At 70.8% G+C, this 16,049-nt stretch carries 14 protein-coding genes; 7 read left to right on the forward strand and 7 right to left on the reverse strand.

What is annotated here, in order from left to right; translation table 11 throughout:
- Window positions 1-386: 386 nt before the first annotated feature.
- Window positions 387-1,934 (forward strand): M1 family metallopeptidase, encoded by a 1,548-nt coding sequence (locus ACZ4NT_RS07335; protein ID WP_467724071.1) that lies wholly within the window; start codon window positions 387-389, stop codon window positions 1,932-1,934.
- Window positions 1,935-2,060: 126 nt separating this feature from the next.
- Here ACZ4NT_RS07335 and ACZ4NT_RS07340 read toward each other — a convergent pair whose 3' ends face one another.
- Window positions 2,061-2,804, reverse strand: coding sequence for an SOS response-associated peptidase (locus ACZ4NT_RS07340; RefSeq protein WP_467724073.1), 744 nt, complete (start codon window positions 2,802-2,804; stop codon window positions 2,061-2,063).
- Between the two features lie 236 nt (window positions 2,805-3,040).
- Here ACZ4NT_RS07340 and ACZ4NT_RS07345 point away from each other — a divergent pair, with 236 nt between their 5' ends.
- Window positions 3,041-4,153: an ABC transporter substrate-binding protein gene (locus ACZ4NT_RS07345; RefSeq protein WP_467724075.1), complete on the forward strand. Its 1,113-nt coding sequence runs from the start codon at window positions 3,041-3,043 to the stop codon at window positions 4,151-4,153.
- Window positions 4,154-4,301: 148 nt separating this feature from the next.
- Here the strand turns inward: ACZ4NT_RS07345 and ACZ4NT_RS07350 are convergent, their stop codons facing one another.
- A complete protein-coding gene (locus ACZ4NT_RS07350; RefSeq protein WP_183117149.1) occupies window positions 4,302-4,463 on the reverse strand; it encodes a hypothetical protein in 162 nt (53 codons plus the stop codon).
- Window positions 4,464-4,788: 325 nt separating this feature from the next.
- Here ACZ4NT_RS07350 and ACZ4NT_RS07355 point away from each other — a divergent pair, with 325 nt between their 5' ends.
- Together ACZ4NT_RS07355 and ACZ4NT_RS07360 are read left to right on the forward strand one after the other, a co-directional pair.
- Window positions 4,789-6,168 (forward strand): APC family permease, encoded by a 1,380-nt coding sequence (locus ACZ4NT_RS07355; RefSeq protein WP_467724077.1) that lies wholly within the window; start codon window positions 4,789-4,791, stop codon window positions 6,166-6,168.
- Window positions 6,169-6,316: 148 nt separating this feature from the next.
- Window positions 6,317-6,850 (forward strand): hypothetical protein, encoded by a 534-nt coding sequence (locus tag ACZ4NT_RS07360; protein WP_467724079.1) that lies wholly within the window; start codon window positions 6,317-6,319, stop codon window positions 6,848-6,850.
- Window positions 6,851-7,027: 177 nt separating this feature from the next.
- Here the strand turns inward: ACZ4NT_RS07360 and ACZ4NT_RS07365 are convergent, their stop codons facing one another.
- Window positions 7,028-7,963, reverse strand: coding sequence for a LysR family transcriptional regulator (locus ACZ4NT_RS07365; protein WP_467724081.1), 936 nt, complete (start codon window positions 7,961-7,963; stop codon window positions 7,028-7,030).
- A gap of 132 nt (window positions 7,964-8,095) precedes the next feature.
- Between ACZ4NT_RS07365 and ACZ4NT_RS07370 the strand changes: the two genes are divergently transcribed.
- Window positions 8,096-9,382, forward strand: coding sequence for an MFS transporter (locus ACZ4NT_RS07370; RefSeq protein WP_121407887.1), 1,287 nt, complete (start codon window positions 8,096-8,098; stop codon window positions 9,380-9,382).
- 742 nt (window positions 9,383-10,124) lie between these two features.
- On the opposite strand, the gene ACZ4NT_RS07375 is transcribed toward ACZ4NT_RS07370, so the two are convergent.
- Complete coding sequence (locus ACZ4NT_RS07375) at window positions 10,125-10,718, reverse strand: peptidase inhibitor family I36 protein (RefSeq protein ID WP_121408633.1); 594 nt, start codon at window positions 10,716-10,718, stop codon at window positions 10,125-10,127.
- A 510-nt stretch (window positions 10,719-11,228) separates the two neighbouring features.
- Here ACZ4NT_RS07375 and ACZ4NT_RS07380 point away from each other — a divergent pair.
- Window positions 11,229-11,891 (forward strand): class I SAM-dependent methyltransferase, encoded by a 663-nt coding sequence (locus ACZ4NT_RS07380; protein ID WP_467724083.1) that lies wholly within the window; start codon window positions 11,229-11,231, stop codon window positions 11,889-11,891.
- Window positions 11,892-12,037: 146 nt separating this feature from the next.
- On the opposite strand, the gene ACZ4NT_RS07385 is transcribed toward ACZ4NT_RS07380, so the two are convergent.
- Window positions 12,038-13,447 carry a lipase family protein gene (locus ACZ4NT_RS07385; RefSeq protein WP_467724085.1) on the reverse strand — a complete coding sequence of 470 codons (1,410 nt, stop codon included), beginning with the start codon at window positions 13,445-13,447 and terminating at the stop codon, window positions 12,038-12,040.
- A 21-nt stretch (window positions 13,448-13,468) separates the two neighbouring features.
- A complete protein-coding gene (locus tag ACZ4NT_RS07390) occupies window positions 13,469-13,858 on the reverse strand; it encodes a GMC oxidoreductase (protein ID WP_467724087.1) in 390 nt (129 codons plus the stop codon).
- Window positions 13,859-14,387: 529 nt separating this feature from the next.
- Between ACZ4NT_RS07390 and ACZ4NT_RS07395 the strand changes: the two genes are divergently transcribed.
- A complete protein-coding gene (locus ACZ4NT_RS07395) occupies window positions 14,388-15,035 on the forward strand; it encodes a TetR/AcrR family transcriptional regulator (protein WP_467724089.1) in 648 nt (215 codons plus the stop codon).
- A gap of 64 nt (window positions 15,036-15,099) precedes the next feature.
- Here the strand turns inward: ACZ4NT_RS07395 and ACZ4NT_RS07400 are convergent, their stop codons facing one another.
- Entirely contained in the window at window positions 15,100-15,954 is an 855-nt protein-coding gene (locus ACZ4NT_RS07400) for a glycoside hydrolase family 16 protein (protein ID WP_467724091.1), read from the reverse strand.
- Window positions 15,955-16,049: the final 95 nt, after the last annotated feature.

Here is a 16,049-nt window from a genome sequence, read left to right on the forward strand (position 1 = left end):
CGTTCGGATGCTCGTGGACCGTCAGCACTTCGTCGGTGACGCGCCGCCCCCCCCCCCCCCCCCCCCCCGCCCCCCCCCCCCCTCCCCCCCCCCCCCCCCCCCCCCCCCCCCCCCCACGCCCGAGGTACCGGGCGACGCAACGTGAAGGGTTCGGCACGCACGTGCTCACCCGGAGTGCAGCAACCCCGCGCCGCCACGGGGGAGTTGTCCGGTGAGCGCAGGCGGTTCCGTCGCCGCATAGGTCGCCGACCGCAACGCTTTCCGGACCTTTCGGGCCGGCTCGCGCTCCCGTGCAACCTGTCGGGCGTTTCTCAGGTCTGGACATGCGATCGGCCACTCACCGACGGCCGGAAGTGACCACCCGGCCGCCCGAGCGAAAGCGGACCATGAGATATCGCACCAGAGTGACGGCCCCCGCGGCCGCCCTGTTCGGCACGGCGACCGCGCTGGCCATGGGCTCCGCCGCCCAGGCCGCCCCCAATCCCGACGGACCCGGGAGCCCGGCCCCCGAGACGCTGGGAGACCCGGTCTTCCCGGCCCTCGGCAATGACGGCTACCGCGTGTCCTCCTACCACCTCGACCTCGCGTTCGACGCCGCGACCGGCCTCGTCGACGCCACCGCCACGCTGCGCCTGCATGCCGACCGGTTGCTCAACAGGATCTCCCTCGACGCCCTCGGGCTCGACATACGCTCCGTGGACGTCGATCGCCGTTCCGCCACCTGGGAACAGGCCGAGGAGAAGCTGCGGATCACCCCGGCCAGGCCGCTGCCACCGAAGAAGGCCGTCACCGTCCGGGTCGAGTACTCCGCGGACCCGCGCCGCGTACTGCCCCACACAGCCTGGGTGCCCACCGCCGACGGCTTCGCGATCTGTCCCCAGCCGAACTCCGCGCACACCGTCTTCCCCTGCAACGACCACCCTTCGGACAAGGCCGACTTCTCCTTCCGCCTCACCGTCCCGAACGGGCTGCGCGCGGTCGCGAGCGGCGTGCTCACCTGCACCGAGGAGCTCACCGACGGCCGCACCGCGTACTCGTACCGCTCGCTCTCCCCGATCGCCACCGAACTGGTGCAGATCACGGTGGGGGACTACGTGGTCAAGGAGCGGCAGGGACCGCACGGCCTGCCGCTGCGCGATGTCGTCCCGACCGCCCGTGCCGAGGCCCTCGAACCGGCCCTCGCGCTCACGCCCGGTCTGGTGACCTGGCTGGAGGACCGCCTCGGCGCCTACCCGTTCGAGACGTACGGCCTGCTGCCGTGCAACTCGGACGACCCGAACGCCTTCGACTTCACCGGCCTGGAGACCCAGACGCTCACCCTCTACAAGCCCAATTTCCTTCTCCAGGAGGAGAAGAAGATCGGCTCGCACATGATGCACGAGCTCGTCCACTCCTACTTCGGCAACCTGGTCAGCCCCGCCACCTGGGCGGACCTGTGGCTGAACGAGGGACACGCCGACTTCTACGGACTCCTGTACCGCTACGAGCGCGGCTGGACCGACTCCCTGGGCCTGACCACCATGGAAGCCCGCATGAAGGACACCTACGCCAGGGGCGACCAGTGGCGTCGCGACTCGGGCCCGGTCGCCACTCCCAACGCGGTCAACCTCTTCGACAGCCAGCGCTACCTCGGAGGTGTCCTCGTCCTCTTCGCCTTCCGCGAGCTGGTGGGGGAGGAGGTCTTCAACAAGGTCGAGCGAGCGTTCCTGGAGCGCTTCCGCAACTCCTCGGCGACGACGGAGGACTACATCACTGTGGCCTCGGCGGTCAGCGGCCAGGACCAGTCCGGCTTCCTGCGTGACTGGCTCTACGGCACGAAGACTCCCCGCATGCCCGGCCATCCCGACTGGACGGTGAATACGCCCGCCCCGTCCCTCGCCGCACCGCACAGCCTCCGTGGCGGGCACTGGCACGAGAATTCCGCGACGCTCTGAGCCGCCCGGGCGGGGGCCGACGGCGACCCCCGCCCGTTGCGTCGGCGCTCCGGTACGTGCGCCGACCGCCGAGCCGGAGCCCCGGTTCCGATCAGGCGGCCGGGTGAGGGGCCGGGCCCCGTCCCCTCACGGGCTCACCTCGTCGAGCAGATGCGGCCCGTTGTTGCGGACGCTGTTGACGGCGGTGCTGACCGGGCGCGTCTCCAACTGCCCGTCCGCCGGCTGGGTCAGCAGGGCGCGCAGTTCGCCGGGGTCCTGGTGGTGGGGGTCGAGCCATGCGTCGTAGTGGTCCGGGGTGAGCGCCAACGGCATGCGCGGATGGACGCGGCCGGCCGCGTCCGTCGCCTCGGTGGTGATGATGGTGCACGTCATGAGCCAGGCGGCGGGGTCGTCGTCCTGTTCGACGGCCGGATCCCGCCAGTACTCGTAGAGCCCGGCCAGTGCCATGACCTGACCGTCCGCGGGGTGGATGAAGTACGGCTGCTTACGCGGCTTGCCCGTGCCGGGGTCCGTGAGCTGCTGCCACTCGTAGAAGCCGTCGGCCGGCAGCAGACAGCGGCGCTTGGCGAATGCCCGCCGGAAGGCCGGCTTCTCGTGCACCGTCTCCACCCGGGCGTTGATCATCCGGGCACCGGCCTTCACGTCCTTGGCCCACGACGGCACCAGACCCCAGCGCAGGGGACGCAACTGCCTGCTCCCCGGTGAAGCCTCGTCCTGTCCGCGCGCCACGCGTTCGAGGACGGCCCACACATCGTCGGTGGGCGCGACGTTCCAGCTCGGCGCCAACCTTTCCTCGGCATGCCAGTCCGCGACCTGGAAGAGCTGGACCAGGTCCTCGGGAGCGCGGGTTGAGGCGTAGCGACCACACATGGATCCACTGTGCCACCGGCGGCCTGCGCCGGAGAGGGTTCGAAGGACCGTGTCGAGGGGCGGCTCGGTGAACGGATAATGGGTTGCCGTCGGGCGACGGTGGTGGATGCAATGGGCGGCACGGTCACCCGGGCGGGACGCCAGGGCGACGTGAGCCGAACGCGTTCCACCCGGCCTCGGGACTCCCTCGTCCGGGCGGTCAGCCCCCCCGAGTCGTCGTACGGAGACGCCCACGCATGAGCACGCCGCCCTCGTCGTCCGCAGCGCCCCGAACCGACGGTCGGTCACTCCTGATCGGGGCGCTCGTGCCGCTGAGCCCGCCCGGCTGGTTCGAGGCGGGCCGCCACCTCCTCGCCGGACTCGAACTGGCGGTTCGTGAAGTCAACGACAGCGGCGGGATCGGCGGCACGCCACTGGAGTTGGCGGTCCGCGACACCGCGGCCGATCCCCGCAAGGCCGCGGCGGCGGTGGACGACCTGGCCCGCCTCGGGGCGGTCGCGCTGGTGGGGGAGTACCACAGCGTCGTCGCCCGCGCCGCAGCCGGCCGGGCCGAAGCCCTCGGCCTGCCGTTCCTCTGCTCGTCAGCGGTTCTCGACGCACTCACCGACCAGCCGACGCGACGGGTCGCGCGCCTCGCTCCGGCGCAGTCGCGCGGTTGGCGGATCTACGCGGACTTCCTGCTGGGCGCGGGTCACAGCCGTATCGCCGTGGCCACCCAGCCCAGCGTCTACTGGGCTTCCGGGACCGGCATCCTGCGGGACCGGCTCGGCCCACGCGGTGGCACCGTGACCGAACTGGACCTGCGCGCCCTCGGCCCCGCGGATGTGTGCGACGCGCTCGTCGAACAGGGCGCCACGGCCCTCCTGCTGCTGGTCGGGCACCCGGAGCCCGCCGTCTCGATCGTCCGATCCGTACGCCGCGACCCGCGCCTGGCCGGGATCCTGCTCGGTGCTCCGGCCGGGCAACCGGAGTTCGCGGAGTGGACGAGGCTGCTGGGCGGCGACGGTGCGGGGATCCCATTCCTGCGCTACCTGCCCGAGCGCCCCGGCCCGCTCGGTGCCCGAGTCGGGACAGCCCTGCGCGAACGGCTCGCCGAGGCCCCCTCCTTCGTCGCCTTCGAGGGCTACGACGCGATCGCCGTCCTCGCGGACGCGCTCCGTTCGCACGGCGAGGGCCTGGCTCGTACTCCCGACCCCTGGGCGGACGTCGAGGTCGAAGGCACCCGCGGGCGGATCCGGCTCTCACGGCTGCCGGGCATCACCGTGGGCCAGTGGGCCTGGGCGCCGGTCCAGGTCGTCGATCGCGATCCGGCGGCTCCCGACCACTTCAGGATCCTTCACGCCGGCTGAGGGCTGTAGCCGCGCTCCGGTGGAGCGGGTTCGCTGCCGGCGCGCGGCCACCGGTTCGGCGGCCGCTTCGTCGGCCAGGGCGGGATGCGGGTCGGCCGGCTCCGCCGTGTCCCGGCGCACGACGACCCCGCCGTCATCGCCGTCGCGCTCAGTAGGGGACCCAGGCGATGTCCTCCTCCAGGCACAGCCGGAGCATGTCCTCGTCGACTCGCCGGACGGGATGGACGGGCCGCTCGACCTGATCGTGGACGCGCTGCGCCCGCTCCCCGAGGGGGAAGAGGCGCTGACGCGGCTCGCCTCCCGGCTCCACCGGTGATGCGGCGTCCGGGCCCGCTCGGCGACGGACGCGGCATCGCCCGACACGCCGCACGGGGTGTTTCGCCCACGGCGCGACGCGCCACATGGGGTGTTTCCCTCACGCCTCTCCGGGCTACTCAGCAGCGCATGACGCGAGCTACTGATCTGCCCCTCGGTACCACGACGGGTGACCTTGCCGGGGCCCTCGGGGACGGTCGAGGAGCCACCGGGCGGTCGACCGCCCGGTGGCTTCGCCGGCCCGTGCGGTCGTACCCCGGGCCGCACATCACCGATGCCGCGCACACCGTCAACGGTGCCGAACGAGAGGTGGTCTGACCGTGGACGCCCCCAGATCCCCGGCGAAGAGCCGACCGACCGGACCCGCCCGCACCGGCGACGACAAGGACGCGTCGGCAAGTCCCCTCAAGGCCGCACTCTCGACTCCTCTGCTCTACTTCTTCATCCTCGGTGACGTCCTCGGCGCCGGCGTCTACGTGCTCGTGGGGCAGATCGTCGCCGCATCCGGCGGCGCAGTCTGGGTCCCCCTGACCGTCGCTCTGCTCCTGGCGATGCTGACAGCCGGAAGCTACGCGGAACTGGCGACCAAGTACCCCCTCGCCGGCGGGGCGGCGCACTACACGACCCGGGCATACGGGCCGTTCGCCGGATTCCTGGCCGGGTACTGCATGCTGGCGGCCGGGATCGTGTCCGTCGCCGCGCTCGCCCGCGGATTCGCCGGCGACTACCTCACCGCGTTCGTCTCGCTCCCCGTGGCCGCAGTCGTCGTCGTCTTCCTGGTGGCCCTCGCGCTGCTCAACGCGCGCGGCATCCAGGAGTCGACCCGCGCCAACGTGGTGGCCACCGTCATCGAGGTCGGCGGCCTGCTGATCGTGGTCGTACTCGGCGGCTGGATCGTGCTGCGCGGCGACGGCCACCTCGAATCGCTGACCGACCTCGGCACCCCGCACAAGAGCGCGGCCGCGGCCGTACTCAGCGGAGCGGTGCTCGCCTACTACTCGTTCGTCGGCTTCGAGACGTCGGTCAACGTGGCGGAGGAGACGCGAGATCCCGTCCGGTCCTACCCCCGCGCACTGTTCGGTGCGCTCGGCACCGCGGGCCTGGTGTATGCGCTGGTCGGACTCGCCGCGACAGCCGCCGTCCCGGCGAAGATCCTCGCGGACTCCAGCGGCCCGCTGCTCGAGGTCGTCAAGGCTGCCGGCGGGGTACCGGAGCGGCTGTTCAGCGCCATCGCCCTGGTCGCTGTCGCCAACGGGGCCCTGCTGACCGGCATCATGTCGTCCCGCCTCGCCTTCGGCATGGCCCGGGACGGCCTGCTGCCGCGCCGGCTGACGACCGTACTGCCGCAGCGCCGCACTCCCTGGGTGGCCATCGGCGCGACCACGGCACTGTCACTGGTCCTTGCCCTGACCGGGGACGTCGCCACGTTGGCATCCACACTGGTGCTCCTTCTCCTCGTGGTGTTCTTCATGGTCAACACCGCCGCCCTGGTGCTCCGGCGCGACTCCGTGGACCGCAGGTACTTCCGGGTGCCCGCCGTCGTCCCGGTCCTGGGCGCCGCGTCCTGCATCCTGCTGGCGACCCGCGTCGAGGCCGATGTGTGGAAGCGCGGCCTCGTCGTCCTGGCGGTGGGCGTCGTCCCCGCCCTCGTCGCGGCCCGCCGCCAGGGGCGCGACAACGGGCCTGACCAGTCGCGTTGACGGTGGTCACCGCCGAAGGGCTCCCGGGTGCTCCGTGGTTGGGCCCGGGCAGATGCCGGCTGCGGGCCCGACGACTCGCCGCGTCTCTCTGCACCGGGCACGGCCTAGGCTGGGCAGGCACGGCACGGAGTTACGGAAGGGAATCCACATGGGAGCCGACAGCATGCAGGAGGCTCTCAGCTGGCGAGGTCCGCTCTCGGTGAACGTCTTCGTGCTGGGCGCGGGCGGCACACCGCTGCCGAAGGAAGCCTTCCGCCTGGCCGGACTGGTTCCGGACGCCGTGCTGCCGTTCCCGCTGATGGACCCACCGGAGACCATCGCGCGGCTCGGGCTCATCTCGTACGACCTCGATTTCGACGACACCTCGCTCGACCTGCGCGCGTTCGCACGGGCCGCCCTCAGCCGGGTGTGCGAGGGCACGCGGGCAGTCGCCTGGACGGCCTTCGAGGGGTCGTTCCACTACGACGAGCTGCTCACCGATGAAGTGGCCCGGCAGGTGTACGGGTACTGCGTGAGCGGCACCGAGCCCGTGACCGAGTGGGACATCGACGCCCTGCGGAGCGAGGACTGGCGGACCCGCGTCGCCGAGGCCCGCGCGGCCTTGACCGCGCTGCTCGCTGCTCCGCAGAGTCGGTCCGCCCAGGTGGGACCGCTGAGCGCAGGTGACACCGGGAGCAAGTGATCCCCGGGCCCCTCTCCGCGATGCGCCCGTGGTCAGGGTTCGACGGTTCCTCGGCCGCGCGGTGGGGCGGTCGTGCCGGCCGCCGCCGAACACACCGGGCTGACCGGCCCGTGCGGGACTTGGGACTGCTCCATACCGGCCGGGCCGTGGGCCCTGAGCCGCTTCCGGCCGGGCGGATCAGCGCGGGATGACCCAGTCCGGTCTCCACGTACCGGCCGCGTCGTGCCCCGCCGCCGTGGCGGCGAGATGCGCTCGGAGGGTGGCCAGCGCCGGGTGGGGGTTGTCGCGATGCCAGAGGAGGGAGTGCGGGTAGACGGGCGTGGGGTCGGTCACCGGAATCCGGCGCAGGTCGTGGCCCGCGGGCCAGACGAGGCGCGTCTGCCCGCCCATGAACGTGGCCAGGGAGGGGGTGTCCGCGACGGTGTCGAGGAGCGCGTCGGAGCCGAAGTTGGGACCGGTCGCCTCGATCGCGAGGCCGAACCGGGCGACGAGGTCGTCGTAGTAGGCGGCCCACTCGGTGCCGGGGACGATGCCGGGCATCCAGATCCGGTGCCCGGCGAGCTCGGCCAGGGATACCGATCGGGCGGCCGCCAGGGCGTGCGCGGGTCCGGTGAGGAGCTCGAGCGGTTCGTCGAGCACCCGCGCGGACTCGATGTCCTCGGGCAGGGGGCGCCCGGGTACCGTGACCGCCCGGAACGACGCATCGATCTCACCGGACCGGATGGCGGCGAGGGCCTTCTCGATGTCGAAGAGCCACACCACGTCGAGGTCGATCCCGGGGTGCGTCCGGTGGAAGTCGCGCATGAGCCCGGACGCCGCGCCGCGCGAAGCGATCACGTCGACGCGCAGCGGTCGGCGGCCGGGCCGCACGGAAGTGACCGCCCGCTCGGCGACACGCAGGAGTTCGCGGGCGTGGGGCAGGAACGCCTGTCCGTCGATGGTGAGCTCGGCGCCACGCGCGGTGCGGGTGAACAACCGCACCCCCAGCGTGCGCTCCAGCGCGGCGACACGCTTGGAGACGGCCTGCTGGGTGACCGACAGCTCGGCGGCTGCCTCCTGGAACTGCCCCGCGTCAGCAGCGGCGACGAACGTCCGGACAGCGTCGAGATCCATACCGCCACCCTAAAGCTACAACTGTTGGTTGTGGCGCAGCCGCCCCGCGGTTGTTTGATCCGGGAAGACGCGAACGGTTTTGATGGGCCTCAACGCGGATCGGTTGTACGGGCGAGTGGTGAGGGCGGGCGCATGCGGAAGGGGCGCGGGGCGAGGCACCTGCTCGGACACCGGCTGGGGCGGCCCTTCGGGTGGCTCTGGGCAGCGTACGGAACCAGCGCGCTCGGCACGTGGCTCGCCTTCGGTGCCTTCCCGCTGATCGCCATCCAGGTACTGCACGCCGGACCGGCCGAGGTCGCCGTGCTCTCCTCCGCGGGGGCCGCGGTCGGTGCAGCCGTGGCGGTGCCGCTCGGGCCCTGGGTGGAGTTCCGGCGTAAGCGGAGAGTCTTGATCGCGATGGACCTGGTGCGGTTCGCGGCGCTGCTGACGATTCCCGCCGCCTTCGCGCTGAGCGCGCTCACCTTCGTCCAACTCCTGCTGGTCTCGGTGGTCGTGGCGGCGGCCGACATCTCCTTTCGGGCCGCCTCGGGGGCTTACCTGAAGGCCCTGCTGCCGGCCGAGGACCTGCTCGTCGCCAACGCCCGCTTCGAGTCCACGGCCTGGACGGCCACGATCATCGGGCCGCCCCTCGGCGGAGCCGCGATCGGACTCCTCGGTCCGGTGACGACGGTGCTGGCCGACGCGGTCAGCTACCTGCTGTCGGCCCTGGGCATCCGGGCGACGGGCGGCCACGAGCAGCAGCCCGAACACCGGGGCCCCGCGCGCATGCGGGCCGGGGACCTGCTCGACGGATGGCGCCACATCCTCGCCGACGCGATGCTGCGCCCGCTGTTCTACAACACCGCCCTGTTCAACGGTCTGGTCATGGCCACTCAGCCGCTGCTGGCCGTCCTGATGCTCGGCCGACTCGGGTTCTCACCCTGGCAGTACGGCCTCGCCTTCGCCGCACCCTCGATCGGCGGTCTGCTCGGCTCGCGTCTGGCCCGGCCGCTCGCCTCCCGGTTCGGGCAGCACCGAGTCATGGTCGTCTCCGGTGCCCTGCGTGCCGTCTGGCCCGTAGGCCTTGCCTTCATCGGGCCCGGAACCGGCGGCCTGATCCTGGTGCTGGCCGTGGAGTTCGGGCTCATCCTCTGCTGCGGTGTCTTCAACCCGGTCTACGCCACGTGCCGACTCCAGCTCACACCTGCGGACCGGGTGGCCCGCACGCTGTCCGCCTGGGCGGTGACGACGAAAGGCGCGACCGCGCTGCTGACGGCTCTCTGGGGAGTGCTGGGCAGCCTGTGCGGGCCGCGCACGGCCATCGGCCTGGCCGGTGTGCTGCTCCTGGCGACCCCCTTCCTGCTGCCACGCCGCGTGGACGTGCAGCACGCATCGAAGGGGGCGCCCTCACCCGAAGAGCAGTGCTCGGGGCAGGCCTAGCGGGGAATGCGCGGCGTACGTGTCGTGAACAGGCCTTCTGTGTGTCGGGGAGGGGAAATATCGCGCAGGCGGTGTGTGGACCCTGTGGCACTCCCGGCCGTCGGTTCGGTGCAGGTGGCATGGTTGCTCGGGTAGGGGCGGGGGCCGTGGATGAGGCGGCCGCCGCCCCAGAGTCGTCGCCGGCCGAGCGAGTGCTTCCGGCTGCTTGGGTGAGACAGGTGATGTGCCCTCCCGGCGTGAACGCGGCGCCTCCGATCTGATCACCGTCGGCACCGGTTCATGTCCCCACCGGCAACGCGCTGGCCCCCATTATGCCCTTCGCCGTCGTACCAGACGAACGCCCGGCTCTGTGCCGTCTGTTGCCAGCCGCGTACCTCTCCCGCTGCGCGTTGCCTGCGTGTGCGAAGTGGGATGGTGGCGAAAGATCGGCGCGCGTGTTCCGGCCGCACTCGGACCGGCCGCGGCCGGAGAGGTGATTGCGAGTTCTCGATGGTGAGGGCGCTTTTTCTCGGGTCGAGCGTCTCGGCCTCCGGACACCTTTCACGCGTTTTTCCGAGTTCAGCGCATGGACCGATCATGGCGCAGTATCGCAATGGGGTCGCAGCCCAATGGGATGCGACCCCAAATGAAAGAAGCGGATCTCCGCCGTATGAGAGACGGGCCTGGAAAATGTCCCGGCCGATTCAGGAAGATACGCCGTCCTGTTTCCCGGGCTGTTCAGTCAGCCGTGGCAGGGCGCCGGTCAGCACACCCAGAGTCCGTCGGCCTTGTCATTGTTGGCGCTGCCGACGTTGGAGCTGGCGGACGGGGCCGTGGAGGTCCACAGCAGGGCCCAGGAGGAGCCCGTCCAGTTGTACACGTAGGTCTTGGTGCCCCGGCTCTGGTTGTTGTGCCAGGAGGTGGTCTGGTCGTTGAAGCCCCAGTTGGCGAGGTTCTCGAAGTTGCAGTCCGACCAGGTCAGACGACGGCCGTCGAAGTTGGAGTGCTCGTACAGGCACGTCCAGAGGTAGCTGCAGTTGGCCGTTCCGAGTGTGCCCAGGGGCTCGTTGACGGCCCTGGCCTGCTTCTCACCCGGCAGCGGGAAGGTCATGACGGCCTTGCCGCCACGCCATGCGACCTGGTTGACGCCGATCTGCTTTCCGCCGGGGGTCTTGGCCATCTGCTGGTCGATCTGGCGCTGCAGGCCGGCCACTTCGCTCTTGTTCAGGCCCGCCTTCTGTGCCTGCGCTGCGATCGTGCTCTCGAGTTCGGTCGAAGCGGAGGTCGGCGCTGCCAGGCCGAGCGTGGCAACGGCGCCGGCGGCCAAGGCGACGCCCATCTTGATTCTCGTGCGCATGGGGATCATTTCCCTTCAGTCACGATGCTCCAGTAATTCCCGAGCGCACGAAACGCTAGGCCACGATAATGATCCATAGGCAGGATGTTTCCGGCTATTCATTGACTGAAACATGCCACAACCGGTGCGCATGAACGGACCCGGAGTTTCCGTTCGCGGATGTCCCTGCGGTCACCCTTGCGGTGCCCGATATTCATGAATTGTGCCGATCACGATCCTGACCAGCGCCAGCCGAAATTTCGGCCCTGGTGTTTTTCCCCGCCTCATCTGAATTACCCGATCCGTTTGTGCGTCGGCAAGGCTTTCAGCCGGCGCCGCGACGGCGACGGCGACGGCGGCGCAGGCGGAGACGCAGGACACCCGGGCGCCGGGGCCCGAGCGGTCGTCTGGCGGTTCTGCCAACCGCCCTCGGTGGCACCCGCGGTGGTGGCCGCCGACGGCCGACTCACAGGGCCGCAGAGTTCGTGGTCCGGTGGGCTCGCCGCAGCGGTGCGAACTACCCTCGCGGGCATGGTCGAACACGATGCCTTCCACACCGCCCGCGAGGGCTACGACGCCGCCGCCCTCACCTACGCGCAGATGTTCCGCGACACACTGCGCGACAGCCCCCTGGATCGCGCCATCCTGGGTGCCTTCGCCGAGGTCGTACGTGCACAGGGAGAGGCTCGGGTCGCCGATCTGGGGTGCGGTCCCGGCCACATCACCGCTCACCTGGAAGAGCTGGGCCTGGCGGCGTTCGGTGTCGATGCCTCTCCCGCGATGATCGAGTTGGCTCGAGAGGCCTATCCGGGGCTGGAGTTCGACGTGGGCACGATGGCCGCGCTGGACATCGCCGACGGCGTGCTGGGGGGCGTGCTCGCCCGTTGGTCCGTCATCCATACTCCGCCGGAGGAACTCCCCGCCCTCCTGGCCGAGTTCCACCGTGTGCTGGCACCTGGCGGCCATCTCCTGATCGGCTTCTCCGCGACCGATGGCCCGTCTCATCGGACGCAGGTCTTCGATCACGCGGTCGCGCCGGCGTATCGGTGGTCGCCCGATCACCTCGCCACGCTGCTGGGCAACGCTGGACTGGCCGAGGTGGCCCGGCTGATCTGTGAGCCCGAGCCGACAGACCGACGTCAATTCCAGGGGATCCAACTGCTCGCCCGCAAAGCCCGCACCGAAGCGGACTGACCCGGCCCGGGCAGCGGTCGTCCGCACGGAGATGTGGTCCCCGGGGTCCGCGGCTGACCCAGGGGCGGAGGTGCCGAGGCGGTGGTGCGTCCGGGGGCGCCCCGCAGCCGGGAGAGGCGGCCTCGGCGGCGGGACACCGGGACGGCTCAGGGCTGAAGGGGCATCGTCCAGCAGTTGGAGGAGGCCGGCCTGCCGGCGAGGCGGTCGGTCAACCAGTCGATGGCGTCCGCCTGGTCCGTCAGGAGCGGTACGAGGTGGTTGGTGAGGAGCTTGTCGCCCAGGTTGGGCAGTTTGATGGCCTCGTAGGTGACGTTTCCGCCCTTGCGGCACCAGTCCAGGGCCAGTTGGCGTGCCTGGGCGTGGGGGACGATGTCGTCCTCGGTGCCGGTGGCCAGGCGTACCGGACCGGTCGGCTTGAGAGTGCCGATGCGCTGCTTGTCCAGGGCGCCCTGTGCCCGGGGCTCGGCGGCGATGATGTCGCCGATCGACTTGCCGTCGTCGGTCCACTTGGTGCTCTTGGTGAAGCCGTAGCCGAACAGGGCGTCGCCGACACACATGGTCGACGCGTCCTTCAGCGCGGCCTTGCCGGTGTCGTTGATGTTCGCCTCGATGACGGTGCGGAGATCGGGGTCTGCCTGCGCGAAGCCGTTGATGGACCAGGCCAGCGCGCCCGCGAGTGCACTGCCGTCGATGCCCTTCATGACGGACGTGAGGTCCGCCGGAGGCGCGCCTGAGTAGGTTCCGGCGAGTGGGACGTCGGGGGCATAGGAGGACTGGAGTTCGGCGGCAGCCGCGGTGGCGCCACCGCCTTGGCTGTAGCCGTACAACCCGGTGGGGGAGGAGCGGGTGACCGTTGCTCCGGGCACGCCGCGGGCGGCCCGGACCGCGTCCAGCAGGGCGTGCCCCTCGTCGAGCCGGTTGACATAGGTGTGCAGGCGGTCGGTGGCGCCGAGTCCGACGTAGTCGGTGACGACGACGGCTGCTCCGGTGGCCAGGATTCGGTAGATGGCCAGGGCCTCGTACCCCACGGACACGGTGTCGCCGGTGAGGGTCAGCGGGTTCTCCAGCGCGAAGGACGGCGCGCACTGGTCGCCTTGGCCCATGGTGCCCGACGCCACCGCGACCAGCGGGCGCGGTCCGCCTTTCGTCCAGGCGGCGGAGGGTTCGATGTAGGCGCCGGTCACGGCGACGGGCTGCCCGTTGGAATCCGTGGACCTGTACATCAGTCGGGTCGCGGTGCCCGGCATCGGGCGGCCGTCGAGGCCGGGGATGCTCAACCCGAGCGCAAGCGGCTCGGTGCGTATCAATGTGCCGTTGGCGGAGGGCAGTTCGGCTGGGGGGTTGTAGAACGCGGGGATGGTGATTCCGCGGGAGACCACCGTCCCGGTGTCGCTCGCGGTGGCCGGTGCCGTGGAGAGGCAGAGGCAGACGGTGCCCGCGACGGCGCCGGTCAGCAGGCGCAGCCCGGCCGGTGCGGTACGGCGGCCGGCCGGAGCGGGCGGTGGTGCGGAGGGCTGGGTGAGGAGGGGGCGGGACATGCTTCTCTTGCGGCTCATTGCGTGCTCCTCGCTGCTGGTTCAGATGATCGCGTCGATGTCCTGGGTGGTGATGGAGTCCATCGCCCGTTCGGCGACGGCGGCGATGGTCATGGAGGGATTGCAGGCTCCCGTCGTGCCCGGGATGAGGGCGCCGTCGAGTACGTAGAGTCCTTTCTGGCCCTGCACGCGGCCTTCCAGGTCGCACACGGTGCCCATCGGTGCGCCGCCGAGGGGATGCCAGGTGCTGTTGACCAGGGAGTTGGTCTCGGTCAGCACGCCGAGCCCGCTGGATATGCGTGAGACCCTCTGCTGGATGCGCTCGTGGCTGGCGGCGTCCCCGCCTCGGGGCCAGTGCAGGGACACGGAGTCGGTGGCGGTGTCGTAACGGAAGTGGCCGCGGTCGGCGCTCACTCCGAAACCGACGAGCATGGTCGTCCTGGTGTCCGGTCCGGGGGCGGCAGCGAAGCCTGGATGACCGTGTTCGCGGCGGCCGGGTCGTCCCATGCCTTGCTGCCGAACACCGCGGGCCCGCCCTGCTCGCTCCCGAAGTCCTCCCGCAGGTTCGTCCAGGCACCAGTCCCACGCGGGTCGCTGCGGCCGAGGCGGCCCGCGGTGGCAGGACGCTCGCTGTCGCGAGTCCGGCGGCACCGGTGAGCAGGGCGCGTCTGCTGGCGAGGGGCATCTGCGGCTCCTTGACGAGGGGGATGCCGTCCGATCGGCGGCGTGGTGCGCGGTGCGGGCGGGGAAAGGGCGGGGACGGCCGGGACTGCAGGCATGGCCAAGCGCAGAAATGGCGTGGGCATGCCAAGTAGCGTCACGGGCGAGTTCTGTACTTACTCGCCAGTCACCTACTGCAGAGTAAGGTCGCCTGTCACTCAGTGACAAGACGTCTGCATGCGCCAGGAGGGACCCGCTTCGCTATGCTGCGAGACCTAGCGAGAGGGACGGTGGAGCGAGAGTGCGCGAGGCGCCATCCGCGGGACGAGAGCAGCCCGGAACACCGGACGCCAGACCGTCACTTGCCGAGCGGCGCAAGGCCGCGTTGCGCTTCGAGGTCGCCCGTGAGGCCGTCCGCCTGTTCACCACGCAGGGCGTCACCGCCACCACGGGAGAACAGATCGCTCACGCCGTGGGTATTTCCTCGCGCACGCTGTGGCGCCACTTCGCCACCAAGGAGAGCTGCGTCCTGCCCCTGCTCGCGGCCGGGCTGGAGTTCGCCGTGGAGCGCCTGCGCCACTGGCCGCCGGGCACAAGCCTGTTGGACTTCTTCACCGAGACCTACCGCAGCGGCGAGCTTCCTCCGGCCGCCCCCGCCATCCTCGACCTGATCCGCATGACCGGCACCGACCCGGCACTGCGGGCGGTCTGGCTCCAGGCCCATGACGACGCCCTGCCGGTGCTCGCCCGACTCCTGGCCCAGCGGTCCGGAAGCCACGCCGGCGACCTGAGGGTGAGAGTGCACGCCGCCACCCTCAACGGAGCGTTGCGCGCGGCGGCGGAGGACTTCGCCCGCCTCTACGCGGACGACCCCCGTGCCTCCGGCGGCGAGATCACGGAGTGCCTCCGCGCGGCCCTGAACGCGGCGGCGGAGGGTCTGCCCTACTGACATGGACAGGAGGCGGTCAGCGACCCGTCGCTGGAAGCGGGCGGACGACGTCACCGGTGAGGCGTCACGCACTGCCCTTGCCGTAGAAGCGGACGTAGTCGACCGTCATCGTCGCGGGTGACGGTGTGGAGGTGTCGGGAGGACCGGGCCAGTCGCCTCCGACGGCGACGTTGAGCAGCAGGTGCATGTCCTGTTCGAAAACCCAGTCGCGTGAGGCCGGCAGCTCCGACGGAGTCAGAGTGAAGTACGGCTTTCCGTCGACGGACCAGGTGATGCGACGAGGCTGCTTGTCGACGGCGTAGGTGTGGAACGCCCGGGAGGCGTCGGCAGGGAGGGAGGTGGAGCCGCCGATCCCGTCCTCGTTGAAGTAGGTCGGCCCGTGTGCGGTGCCGTACACCGTTCGCGGTTCCCCGCCGACCACCTCGCAGATGTCGATCTCACCCTGTCCGGGCCACTCGACGCCGTTGTTGCCCAGCATCCAGATCGCCGGCAGCAGTCCCGTCCCGGTGGGAAGCCTCGCGCGGATCTCCGCGCGTCCGTGGGTGAGTGCGACCTTACCCTCGGTGGTCAGGCGCGCCGAGGTCCAGGAACAGAACTCGGTCGTGTAGCAGGGAAGTTCGGATCCGGCGGGGGCCGGTCGCGCCGAGACCGCAAGGTGGCCCTTGCCGTCGAGGGACGAATTGGCCGCATCGTCCGTGTAGTACTGCAGTTCATTGTTGCCCCAACCCTCGGCCTCCCGGTTTCCGGTCTCGGTGTTCCAGAACCTGTCCGACGGGCGGGTGGCCGCTGCTCCGGCGAACTCGGCCTGCCAGAAGGGCTTCCGGTCGACGGGGGAGGAGTGGGGCTCCGGACCGGACCCGCAGGCAAGCAGCACCGCGGCCAGTGCCGGCACGAGGGCCAGGCGAGTACGTGGGTTCATCGCGGTGCTCCGGAACGGTCGTGCGGAAAGACCGCGGTCACTGTCTGTCTTCTCGCCTGCAATGTGTGACCAGTGCTCGGCGAGCACGGGGTGGC

The organism is Streptomyces sp. NPDC026417 (assembly GCF_055567695.1).

Coding starts and splice junctions, on each gene's coding strand:
- ACZ4NT_RS07335 (WP_467724071.1), top strand. CDS start 387: ATGAGATATCGCACCAGAGTGACGGCCCCCGCGGCCGCCCTGTTCGGC.
- ACZ4NT_RS07340 (WP_467724073.1), bottom strand. CDS start 2,804: ATGTGTGGTCGCTACGCCTCAACCCGCGCTCCCGAGGACCTGGTCCAG.
- ACZ4NT_RS07345 (WP_467724075.1), top strand. CDS start 3,041: ATGAGCACGCCGCCCTCGTCGTCCGCAGCGCCCCGAACCGACGGTCGG.
- ACZ4NT_RS07360 (WP_467724079.1), top strand. CDS start 6,317: ATGGGAGCCGACAGCATGCAGGAGGCTCTCAGCTGGCGAGGTCCGCTC.
- ACZ4NT_RS07365 (WP_467724081.1), bottom strand. CDS start 7,963: ATGGATCTCGACGCTGTCCGGACGTTCGTCGCCGCTGCTGACGCGGGG.
- ACZ4NT_RS07370 (WP_121407887.1), top strand. CDS start 8,096: ATGCGGAAGGGGCGCGGGGCGAGGCACCTGCTCGGACACCGGCTGGGG.
- ACZ4NT_RS07375 (WP_121408633.1), bottom strand. CDS start 10,718: ATGCGCACGAGAATCAAGATGGGCGTCGCCTTGGCCGCCGGCGCCGTT.
- ACZ4NT_RS07380 (WP_467724083.1), top strand. CDS start 11,229: ATGGTCGAACACGATGCCTTCCACACCGCCCGCGAGGGCTACGACGCC.
- ACZ4NT_RS07385 (WP_467724085.1), bottom strand. CDS start 13,447: ATGAGCCGCAAGAGAAGCATGTCCCGCCCCCTCCTCACCCAGCCCTCC.
- ACZ4NT_RS07390 (WP_467724087.1), bottom strand. CDS start 13,858: ATGCTCGTCGGTTTCGGAGTGAGCGCCGACCGCGGCCACTTCCGTTAC.
- ACZ4NT_RS07400 (WP_467724091.1), bottom strand. CDS start 15,954: ATGAACCCACGTACTCGCCTGGCCCTCGTGCCGGCACTGGCCGCGGTG.